10 protein-coding genes and 2 pseudogenes are annotated in these 10,287 nt (G+C 72.1%); 5 read left to right on the forward strand and 7 right to left on the reverse strand.

Annotated elements, in window-relative coordinates; all coding sequences use genetic code 11:
- Positions 1–200, forward strand: a pseudogene (locus JM949_RS29275) (septation protein SepH); the annotation flags it as partial.
- 52 nt (positions 201–252) lie between these two features.
- Positions 253–1,038, forward strand: coding sequence for a helix-turn-helix domain-containing protein (locus JM949_RS29280; RefSeq protein ID WP_203151396.1), 786 nt, complete (start codon positions 253–255; stop codon positions 1,036–1,038).
- On the opposite strand, the gene thpR is transcribed toward JM949_RS29280, so the two are convergent.
- The 5 genes and pseudogenes from thpR to JM949_RS29305 form a co-directional block, all read right to left on the reverse strand.
- Positions 1,008–1,586: an RNA 2',3'-cyclic phosphodiesterase gene (thpR, locus tag JM949_RS29285; protein ID WP_203151388.1), complete on the reverse strand. Its 579-nt coding sequence runs from the start codon at positions 1,584–1,586 to the stop codon at positions 1,008–1,010. The genes JM949_RS29280 and thpR overlap by 31 nt on opposite strands.
- A 13-nt stretch (positions 1,587–1,599) precedes the next feature.
- The gene (locus tag JM949_RS29290) at positions 1,600–2,109 is read right to left on the reverse strand and encodes a hypothetical protein (protein WP_203151389.1); all 510 of its coding nucleotides are present in this window, start codon (positions 2,107–2,109) and stop codon (positions 1,600–1,602) included.
- Between the two features lie 98 nt (positions 2,110–2,207).
- Positions 2,208–3,489: pseudogene (locus JM949_RS29295) on the reverse strand (MFS transporter).
- Positions 3,490–3,562: 73 nt separating this feature from the next.
- Positions 3,563–4,012, reverse strand: coding sequence for a MarR family winged helix-turn-helix transcriptional regulator (locus JM949_RS29300; protein ID WP_203151390.1), 450 nt, complete (start codon positions 4,010–4,012; stop codon positions 3,563–3,565).
- 115 nt (positions 4,013–4,127) lie between these two features.
- Positions 4,128–5,606 (reverse strand): NCS2 family permease, encoded by a 1,479-nt coding sequence (locus JM949_RS29305; RefSeq protein ID WP_203151397.1) that lies wholly within the window; start codon positions 5,604–5,606, stop codon positions 4,128–4,130.
- Positions 5,607–5,694: 88 nt separating this feature from the next.
- Here JM949_RS29305 and JM949_RS29310 point away from each other — a divergent pair, with 88 nt between their 5' ends.
- On the forward strand, positions 5,695–5,940 hold the full coding sequence (locus JM949_RS29310; RefSeq protein WP_203151391.1) for a DUF2530 domain-containing protein: 246 nt from the start codon (positions 5,695–5,697) through the stop codon (positions 5,938–5,940).
- A gap of 25 nt (positions 5,941–5,965) precedes the next feature.
- Here JM949_RS29310 and JM949_RS29315 read toward each other — a convergent pair whose 3' ends face one another.
- Positions 5,966–6,805: a DUF3027 domain-containing protein gene (locus tag JM949_RS29315; RefSeq protein WP_203151392.1), complete on the reverse strand. Its 840-nt coding sequence runs from the start codon at positions 6,803–6,805 to the stop codon at positions 5,966–5,968.
- Between the two features lie 89 nt (positions 6,806–6,894).
- Between JM949_RS29315 and JM949_RS29320 the strand changes: the two genes are divergently transcribed.
- Complete coding sequence (locus JM949_RS29320; RefSeq protein ID WP_203151393.1) at positions 6,895–8,514, forward strand: MFS transporter; 1,620 nt, start codon at positions 6,895–6,897, stop codon at positions 8,512–8,514.
- Complete coding sequence (locus JM949_RS29325; RefSeq protein ID WP_203151394.1) at positions 8,511–9,161, forward strand: futalosine hydrolase; 651 nt, start codon at positions 8,511–8,513, stop codon at positions 9,159–9,161. The genes JM949_RS29320 and JM949_RS29325 overlap by 4 nt, the downstream gene beginning before the upstream one ends.
- A gap of 45 nt (positions 9,162–9,206) precedes the next feature.
- Here JM949_RS29325 and JM949_RS29330 read toward each other — a convergent pair whose 3' ends face one another.
- Positions 9,207–10,079: a GNAT family N-acetyltransferase gene (locus tag JM949_RS29330; protein WP_203151395.1), complete on the reverse strand. Its 873-nt coding sequence runs from the start codon at positions 10,077–10,079 to the stop codon at positions 9,207–9,209.
- Positions 10,080–10,287: the final 208 nt, after the last annotated feature.

Consider the following 10,287-nt stretch of genomic DNA (forward strand, 5'->3'; position numbering starts at 1 on the left):
CGGCCTTCGACGACGATTCGGACGCGCCCAAGGAGGTGCCGGCCGTGCCGTCGTTGGCGGTGCTGCGGCCCCGCCGGACGGGCGCCGCGGCGGCCGCCGGCGGCGAGTCCACCGATGCCAGCGGCAAGCCGCGCAAGCGGCTGCCGAGCTGGGACGATGTGCTCTTCGGCAGCGGCCCGGCCGCGCGCGAATCCTCCTGACGCCACCTGGTGACGGGTGACGAGACGTCACCCGTCACCGCGCGGCACTCGGATCCCACCGAACCTTCAGGAGAGCGAACACGATGCCGGGCGCAGGCTCAGCCAGCAGGAACGCCAGCAGATCGCGCTGGGGCTGACCGACAACCTCCCGTACGCCGAGATCGCCCGGCGGCTCGGCCGTCCCACCTCGACGGTCACCCGGGAGGTGATGCGCAACGGCGGCCCGAACGGCTACCGCGCCGACCTGGCGCACCGGGCGACCGAACGTCGCGCCCTGCGACGCAGGCCCACCGCCGGAGGGACGGCCGCCCTCCCCGCGGAGCACGGGCGCGACACCGAGGCCGTGGCCGACTACGAGGAGACGTTCACCAGCGTCCTGATGGTCTCGGGCCTGAACAAGATGGCCTCCCGGGTGCTGACCTGCCTGTTCACCACCGACTCGGGTAGCCTCACCGCGTCCCAGCTGGCCCAGCGCCTCCGGGTGAGCCCGGCGTCGATCTCCAAGGCGATCTCCTTCCTGGAGAGCCAGAGCCTCGTCCGCCGCGAACGCGACGAACGCCGCCGCGACCGGTACGTGATCGACGACGAGCTCTTCTACCAGGCGACGATCGCCAGCGCCCGGGCCAACGACCAGCTCGTCGCCACCGCGCGCCAGGGTGCCGCCCTGCTCGGTCCGGACACCCCCGCCGCCGCCCGCCTGGAGAACATCGCCCGCTTCCTCGACTTCATCAGCGAGAGCATCATCCGAGCCGCCGACCAGGCCCGCGAGGTCCTGCGTACGAAGCCCGCCGCCGCTGCGCCGCAGGGTCAGAGTGACCAGGCGGCGATCCGTTCGTAGCGCGGCCGGGAGCCGGGGTGGCTGCGGACCAGCAGCAGCTCGGACGCCCGCCATTCTGGACCTTCGTACCCGTTCAGGCTGGCCCGGTCTGCCTCGACGTCGGCCGGGGTCATCCGGTCACCGGGCCGGGCCACGGTCAGGTGCGGCCGGAACGGCTTCTCGTCGCACGGCAGCCCGGCCTGCCGCAGCCGGAACCGGACCTGGCCGGCCAGCAGGTGCAGTGCCTCGACGTCCCCGCGTAGGTCCACCCAGAGCACCGTGGACCGGTCCCGGCCGAACCGACCACCGCCGCCGAGACTCAACCGGGGTACGCCGTGCCGGCCGGCGCGGAACCACTCGGCGGCCAGCCCGAGCGCACTCTCCACCTCGACCAACCGGGCGGCCTCGACCGCACCGAGGAACGCCACTGTGACGTGCAGGTGGGCGGGGTGGGCGAGCCGGACGTCGGTGCCGGCGGCGGTCGCCGCCGCGACGCGCAGCCGAGCCACCCGTGCGCCGAGGTGGTTGACCGCCGCGACAGACGGGTTGACCGCGACGAACAGTCGCACCGACGCTGGCCGCTCAGCGGTGCCGCTGTCGGTGCCCGGCCCGGGCCGCCGGCAGGGCCAGCCCGGCGGCGTGCAGCACGCCCTCCACCCGGACGCGCTCGATCTCCTGGTCGACACCATCCAGGTCGGCGAGGTGCTCGGTGATGCCGAGGGCGCGGCAGGCAAGGCGGAGCCGGTCGTCGTACGCCTGGACCAGCGCACCGTGCCAGATCATCGGCCGACCGCCGCCGCCGAGCCGCTGACCACCGATCCGGCGCAGGTCGGCGGCGAGCTGTTCCAGGGGTCGGCGGTCGGCACGGTCGAGCTCGCTGAGGTCGATGTCCCGGGTCAGCGCGTCGGCCTCGACGGCCCGGTCGAGGCGGGCGATCGTGCGTTCCTCCCGTCGGCGGTCACGCCACTCGGACCAGCCGCAGACCACCCGGTCGAGGATCTCGTCATAGCAGAAGACCAGGGCGAAGGCCGCCGGCAGGCTGGCCACGGCGAGAAGGGCCAGGGCCAGCATCAGCGCGCGTCCGACTCCCACGCATCGACGCTAAGCCCCGCCGTGCCGGCCCGCCAGCGGTTTCGCCGCATCCGCGCAATCCGCAGCACGGATGCGGGTTGGCTCGCCCTGGGCAAACCTCAACAGTCGGTGGAGGTCACGTAGAAGCGGGGCATCGGCAGCACCCGGAAGCGCAGCCGGGCACCGGAGCGGCGCAGCTGCCAGGTGAGCGCGGTCAGCGCGGCGGCCAGCGAGATCAGCCCGCCCATCCAGATGCTGGCGCCGGCGCCGAAGCGCTCCGCGACCCAGCCGATCAGCGGCGCGCCGACCGGGTTGGTGCCCAGGAACACCAGCACCCACAGCGCCATCACCCGTCCCCGGAACGCCGCGTCCACGCCCAGCTGAACCCGCTGGTTGGCGGCCTGGGCGAAGAAGACCATGAAGAAGCCGGTCGGCACGAGCAGCGCCACGACCAGCCAGTACGTCCCGGCGAAGCGACCAGGGTGCCGAAGCTGGCGCAGGCGATCGCGGCGCCGAGCACCAGCCACACCGACGGGCGGCTGCGCGGCCGGTGCCGCTGAGCGCACCGCCGAGCGCGCCGACGGCGAGCGCGGTGCTGAACAGGCCGAAGGAGGCCGCCCCGGTGTGGAAGACCGTCTTGGCCAGCGCGGCCAGGGTGAGCTGGAAGTTGAACAGCGACATGCCGATCACCGACATGACCGCCATCGGCAGCAGCAGATCGGGTCGACGCCACACGTACCGCAGGCCGTCGATCACCTTCGCGGAGGCCCGCTCGTCGCGCGGCAGCAGGGCGTCCCGGTGCAGTTCGGCCGTCCGCATCCGAACCACGTTGACCAGGGGTGCGACCGAGCTGAGTGCGGTGAAGAGGAAGACCGGGCCGACGTCGAACGCGGCGATGGCCAGACCGGCGACGGCCGGACCGACGATCCGGGCGGAGTTGAACACAGCGGCGTTCAGCGAGAGCGCGTTGGGCAGCAGGGGCGTGCCGACCAGCTCGGAGACGAACGCCTGGCGGACCGGGGTCTCCACGGCGTTGGCCGTGCCGAGCAGCGCGGCGAACGCGAAGACGTGCCAGAGCTGCACCAGGTCGGTGAGGACCAGCACGGACATGCCGAGGGCCAGCACGGTCCAGAAGGCGTTGGCCACGAACAGCAGCACCCGCTTGTCGTACCGGTCGGCGAGTCGCCCGGAGAACAACGTGAGCAGGAGCACCGGGGTGAACTGACAGGCGGTGACCACGCCGAGCGCGGTGGCCGAGTTGTCGGAGAGGTCGAGGACGAGCCAGTCCTGGGCGATGAACATCATCCAGACGCCGATCAACTTGATCAGCTGCCCGGATGCGAAGAGGCGGTAGTTGCGGACCTGTAGGGACTGGAACATCGTGCTCAGCTTCGCCTGCACTCTCGGTGCGCCTCCTTCAGGACGTACACGTCATCGACAGGTGACGGCACGGACCCGGTGAGGCGGGTACGACTCAGGCGCGAGCGAGCTGCTGGAGAATCTCGGCGGCCCTCTGCAGGGTCTCCCGTTCGTCCTCGTCCAGTGCGGCCAGCCGGTGGGCCAGCCACTCGTCGCGGGCCCGCTCGAACTGGTCGAGCACGGCCTGCGCTCCTTCGGTCGCCGCGAGGATGACCTGCCGCCCGTCGGTCGGATGGGGTGTCCGCCGCACGAGGCCACGGTCCTCCAACTTTCCGACGATTTTGGTCATCGTCGGCGGCTGCACCCGCTCCACGTCGGCCAGTTCCCGGGGCGTCATCGTGCCCGCCAGCCGCAGGCTGGTGAGCGCGGAGACCTGGGTGACCGTGAGGTCGCCGACCGGTCGGGCCTGGCGGACCCGCCGGTTGAGTCGGGTGATCGCATCACGCAGCTGGGGAGCCAGCTGCGCCGGTGGCACGCGTTTCGCCGTCACCGTCCGCTCCGTCACGTTAGTTAGCTTAACTAATGAGCCTGGCTAACGACATCTGTTATGACCAGGCTCACGAGGACGTTTCCGCTGTTCCGGGCGGGAAGTCCCAGTCGACTCCCCGCCCGGACGGGGATCAGAGCACCACTGACTCGATCGGCCCGCGCAGGAAGTACAGCACGAAGAGCGCGGCCACCCCGTACAGCAGCGGGTGGACCTCCCGGGCCTTGCCCCGGGCCACCTTCACCACCACGAAGGTGATCAGGCCGGCGCCGATCCCGTTGGAGATCGAGTAGGTGAACGGCATCAGCACGATGGTGAGGAACGCCGGAATGGCGATCTCGTAGTCCGACCAGTCGATCGTCCGCACCGCTGTCATCATCAGGAAACCGACCACCACCAGGGCCGTCGAGGCCGCCTCGAACGGCACGACCACCACCAGCGGCGCCAGGAACATCGCCAGCAGGAAGAGCACGCCGGTGACCAGGTTCGCCACCCCGGTCCGCGCACCCTCCGCGACACCGGCGGCGCTCTCGATGTACGACGTGTTGCTGGAGGTGCTCGCCGCGCCGCCGGCCGCCGCGGCGATCGAGTCGACAAGCAGGATCTCCTTGGCCTTCGGCGGGGTGCCCTTCTCGTCGAGCAGGCCACCCTCCTGACCCACGGCGACCATCGTGCCCATGGTGTCGAAGAAGTCGGTGATCAGCAGCGTGAAGATGAACATCAACACGACCACCCAGCCGGCCCGGCCCCACGAGTCGAGCACGTTGAACTTGCCGAGCAGCGACAGGTCCGGCAGGTCCACGATCGTCTTCGGCAACTCCGGCACGTTCAGCGCCCAGCCCTTCGGGTTGGGCTTGCCGTCGACGAACGACGGCCCGATGTTGCCGACCGCCTCCACGATGACCGCCAGCACGGTCGAGGCGAGGATGCCGATCAGGATCGCGCCCTTCACCCGGCGGACCACCAGCACCAGCGTGATCAGCAGACCCACCACGAAGACCAGCAGCGGCCAGCTCACCAACTTGCCACCGATGCCCAGGCCGACCGGGACTGTGGTGTTGGCGGCGTCCGGGACGCGCCGGACGAAGCCGGCGTCCACCAGGCCGATGATCGTCAGGAAGAGGCCGATGCCGACCCCGATGGCGGTCTTCAGCTGGGTCGGCACCGAGCGGAACACCGCCGTCCGCAGGCCGGTCAGCACCAACACCGCGATGATCACACCTTCGATCACCACCAGGCCCATCGCGTCGGCCCAGGTCATCTCGGGCGCGATCTCGTACGCCACCAGGGCGTTGACGCCCAGACCGGCGGCGAGCGCCAGCGGGAACCGGCCGACCACCCCCATCAGGATCGTCATCAGACCGGCGACCAGGGCGGTCGCGGCGGCCAGCGCGGGAATCGGGAGGGTCTTGCCGTCGCCGTCGACGGCACCACCCAGGATCAGCGGGTTGAGCACCACGATGTACGCCATCGTGAAGAAGGTCGCCAGGCCACCGCGCACCTCACGGCTCAGCGTCGAGCCACGGGCGGAGATCTCGAAGAACCGGTCGAAGCCGTTACGCGGGTGGGCGGGGTCGGGAGGTGTGCCGTTCTCGGGCGGCGCTACTGCCATCAGGTCCTCGCAGGTGATCTTCCGGTTGTCGCGCGCATCGTCCCAGATCACCGACGGGCAGGGGAAGTTGATCGCGTACGCTGGCCGCATGCCGGACGAGCAGCCACCGCGGCCCGCGCCACTGGACCCGCCGATGGTGCCGTTCGCCCTCGCCGGGTTGGTCGCGTGGGCGGTGGCCGGGCTGGTCCTGCTGGTCTTCTTCCGGGGTTGGCTGACCGACCACGGTCACCAGAACTGGCTCTGGACCTGCCTCGCCGGCTTCCTCTGGGGCTTCCCCGGGCTGGCCGTGATGATGCGGCACGACGCCAACCGACGCCGGCGCCGGGCCAGCTGACCCCGTCGGGGGTCGACGCGAACCCTCAGGAGTGCCCGTACGGCTCCGCCGGCTCGGCGGCCTCCACCGAGCCCGGAGCCCGGCTGACCGACATGGCCTCGACCGCGCTGTCGTCGTACACAGTGGGTAGCTCCTCGACCGCGGTCTCGGCCGCCTCGATCAACGTCTCGGAGTGGGCGCCGCACCCGTGGTCGGCGCTGACCACCCGACCGTCGTCGGGGGCGTAGAAGTTGCCGCACGCCCCGAAGGCCTGCCGCATCGCACCGGCCAGCGGCAGGTAGAAGCCGCAGGTGCCGCAGCGGGCGGCGGCCGGAGCGGCGGTCGAGATGGGTGCGGCGGGGCCGTGGTCACCGTCGTACCAGCGCTGCGCGGTGTCGATGCGACCCTCGCGGGAGAGCACCCGGGCGCGGCCGAGGCCCAACTCCCACGCCGTCTCCTCGACCGCCGGGTCGTCGGAGAGCAGGTAACCAGGGACCAGCCGATCATCGTCCGGCGAGGTCGGCAGCAGGTCACCCGGACCCAGGTCGCCCGGCTTGAGCCGGTCCTGCCAGGGCAACCAGCCGGGCGCGAGCAGCGCGTCCGGGCCGGGCAGCAACACCGTCTCGCAGATGGTCACCGTCTTGCTGCGCGGCACCCGGGTGACGGTCACCGCCCAACGCCAGCCCCGGTAGCCGGCGAGGCGGCATTCGAAGTAGTGGGTCACCAGCCGATCACCCTCGGCGACAACCTGCAGGTGATCGCCGACGTCGTCGGCGTCCACCTCGGTGATGCCGGCGCGGGCCACCTCGACGGCGGCGGCGCAGACCTGGTCGAGACGGGCGGCACGGGTGGAGGCGGGCCTGGTCACCTCACCATTGTTCCCCATGCGCCCCGCACGGGTGACAGGGACTCCCGGGGAACCTTTCCCCCGCGGTGGTGCGGCGTACCTGGATCAGATGGGCGAGGATGGTGCACATGCCGTCGTACTCCCGCTCCGGGCGATCCGTCCTCGGGCGGACCGTCGGCACCGGCATCCGCGCCATCCGGCTGCTGTTGCGCGGTTCGGTGGGCAGCAGCCGCTGGGTGACCCGCCGCGCCGGTCGGGCCCGCGCCCGGGGCGCCGGCGGCGAGGTCGGCATGGTTCGCCTGTTCGACCTGCACGCGCTCTCCTGCGCCGGGGACACTCTGATCGCCATCGGGCTGGCCGGGACGATCTTCTTCAACGTGCCGCTCGGCGAGGCCCGCAGCAAGGTCGCGCTCTACCTGCTGGTGACCATGGTGCCGTTCGCGATGCTCGCCCCCGTGGTGGGCCCGCTGCTGGACCACTTCCGGCACGGCCGGCGGTACGCCCTCGCCGCGACGATGCTCGGCCGCGCCTTCCTGGCCTGGTTGATCTCCGACTACATCCACGGCTTCGGGCTCTATCCGGCCGCGTTCGGGGTGCTCGCGCTCTCCCGGGCGTACGGCGTGGCCCGCTCGGCGGCGGTGCCCCGGCTGCTCCCGGAGGGCCTCGGCCTGTCCCAGGTGGGTGCCCGGGCCAGTGTCTACGGCACGGTCGCCGGAGCGCTGGTGGCGCCGATCGGGCTGGCCGCGTTCTGGTTCGGGCCGCAGTGGCCGCTGCGCGTCGCGTCGGTGATCTTCCTGGTCGGCATGGTGATCTCCCTACGGCTGCCACCGAAGGCCGACTCGGAGCCACCGGAGCGGGTTCCCCGGCCACTGCGCGCGCTGGGCCGCCGTGGTGGCGATCGGCCGCTGGGCCGGGGGCGACCGTCCGGCCGGGTGGTGATCGCCACCCTGATCGGTGCCGCGACGTCCCGCGCGCTGTACGGCTTCCTGCTGCTCTTCCTCGCCTTCGCCATCAAGAAGGGCGACCTGACCACTGTGGTGTTCGGCCGCGACCTGGGCGCCGAGTGGGCGTTGGGGGTGGTCGGCGGCGCGCTCGCGGTCGGCACCTTCCTGGCCACCGCCATCGGCACCCGACTGCGCATCCACCGGCCGACCGCCATCCAGTCCAGCAGCATGATCATCGTGGCCGGGGTGGCGGTGCTCGCCGTCATCCAGTTCTCGCTGCTGATGGTCGCGCTGCTCTGCCTGGTCGCTGCCCTGGTCAGCGGCATCGCGAAGCTGGCCGTGGACGCCTCGATCCAGGAACGCATCCCGGAACGGCTGCGCGCCAGTTCCTTCGCCCACTCCGAGACGGTGCTGATGCTCGCCTTCGTCGCCGGCGGCGGGCTCGGGCTGGTGCCGTTCGACGGTCGGATAGGCATCGCCGTCGCCGCCGGGGTCGGCGTACTGGCCGCGATCCGGGGCGTGCTGATCGCCGCCCGGTTGCGCGGCGAGAAGCTGGCCGGCCGGCCGCTCGGCGACGACGAGCTGAGCAGGGACGACGAGTTGGCCGAAGCCGAGGCGGCGGACGAGGCCGGCGACCCCGCACCGACCTCGCCGGCACCCGCCCAGACCAGCTCTCCGCAGTACGACGACCCGGGCCTGGCCCCGCCGGGTTACCACATCTACCGCCCGTCCTCGTCGGTTGGCGGCCCGGGTGGCGGAGCGGACGAGGACACCCGCCGCGAGTCCCCCGGTTCCCTGTCGTGAGCGGTCTGCTGGTGGTGACGGCGGTACCCGCCGAGGCGGAGGCGATCCGCGCCGGGCTGACCGACGCCACGGTGACCGTCACCCCGGTCGGTGTGGGTCCGGCCATCGCCGGCGCCGCCACCGCCCGGCTGCTGGCGCTGGCCGAGGCGGCCGGCCGGCCGTACCGTGCGGTGGTCAGCGCCGGGGTGGCCGGCGGCTTCACCGGGCGGGTCGAGGTCGGCGACGCCGTGCTCGGCACCGCCAGCGTCGCCGCTGACCTGGGCGCCGAATCACCTGACGGCTTCATCCCCATCGACGAGCTGGGCATGCCGCCCACGCTGCTCGGCGTCGGCAGCGCGCTGCCCGCCGACCCGGGCCTGCTGGCGACACTGCGGGCCGCCCTGCCGGCCGCCCCGACCGGCCCGGTGCTCACCGTCAGCACCGTCACCGGCACCACCACCAGCACCGACGAGCTGCGCCGGAGGCACCCGGAGGCGGTCGCCGAGGCGATGGAGGGGTACGGCGTGGCGGTCGCCGCGGCGCAGGCCGGGCTCCCCTTCGCCGAGCTGCGGACCATCTCCAACCCGATCGGCCCCCGCGACCGGGACGCCTGGCGGCTGCGCGAAGCCCTCACCGCGCTGACCGCGGCGGCCCCGGCCCTGCGTTGAGCCGCTCAGCACCCGGCGGCACGCCGGCCAGTGCTCGGCGGCCGCTCAGTGCTCGGCGGCGCGCCGCTTCGGCGGATCCAGCCGTAACGCGTAGGGCCGGCGAGTCTCGATCTCGAAGCCGCACGTCAGCAGCAACTCGACCCCGAAGCCCTCGGCGATCGCGACAGCGTCGTCGATGCCCGCCGCACGCATCTCGCTGATCAACGCGGTCACCAGCCGGCGGCCAAACCCCAGCCGGCGGTACCGGGTGACGACGAGCACGCCGTCGAGCACCATCTCCCGCTCCGGTATGCCCGGGTACCACTCCCCGTACTCAAGGTGCGGACTCCGTTCATGGGCCCGCAGCTCACCGATCAGCTCGTTGCCCGGCAGCTCGGCGACGAACCGCCAGCAGGTGACCGGCACGTCGCCCCCGGTGACTCGGCGTACCCGGGCGGACCGGCGGATGTTCTCGGCCCAACGCCGGTTGTCCCGGTGCCGCCGATTCACCTCGTAGGCCGCCGGCGGCAACGGAAGCGGGTACCGCTCGGGCGGCAACCGGTACCACTCCGCCCACCACGCACCCGGCCAGTCCCGCGGCTCGACAACCGGCCAGACGTCCAGGTGAGCCGGGTACCGCCGGCCGGCCTGGTCCCGCATGTCGTCATGCGGGACCGGCGTCGGTGAGTTGGTGGCGGGAGCAGCATCCCGCCCGGCGATCAGGACCTTCCCACCCGCAGCCTGGACCAACCGCTCCACGGTCCGGAACCGGGGATCACCAGCCCGCCCCGACTCGATCCGGGCCAGCGTTGCCTGCGGCACCCCGGCCCGCTCGGCCAACTGTCGCTGGCTCAGGTCAGCTTGCCGACGCAGAGCGCGAAGCACCCCGCCGAGATCGGCGGGACCTGCCGCGTCGGTGCGGTCGCTCGCCTCGGTCACAGGCCGATGCTCCCCGTCGGCCAGCAAGCTATCAACACCCTCGCCAAACCTGTGGATAAAGCTGTGGACAACCCTCCGGTGCCGGTGGACCACCCGGTACGCAAGTCCTTTGGAGCTGAATCGTCTGCGACATCACCGCGACCAACGCATCCACCACCAACCCACCGCCGCCGACCCACCACGCGCCACCCGCCACCCGCCACCCGCC

The sequence above is a fragment of the Micromonospora tarensis genome (assembly GCF_016803395.1).
GTDB classification, from domain to species: Bacteria; Actinomycetota; Actinomycetes; order Mycobacteriales; family Micromonosporaceae; genus Micromonospora; species Micromonospora tarensis.

Excerpts from the sequence above, each read along its gene's own strand:
- JM949_RS29305 (WP_203151397.1), bottom strand. The coding sequence starts at position 5,606 with ATGGCAGTAGCGCCGCCCGAGAACGGCACACCTCCCGACCCCGCCCAC.
- JM949_RS29310 (WP_203151391.1), top strand. The coding sequence starts at position 5,695 with ATGCCGGACGAGCAGCCACCGCGGCCCGCGCCACTGGACCCGCCGATG.
- JM949_RS29315 (WP_203151392.1), bottom strand. The coding sequence starts at position 6,805 with ATGGGGAACAATGGTGAGGTGACCAGGCCCGCCTCCACCCGTGCCGCC.
- JM949_RS29320 (WP_203151393.1), top strand. The coding sequence starts at position 6,895 with ATGCCGTCGTACTCCCGCTCCGGGCGATCCGTCCTCGGGCGGACCGTC.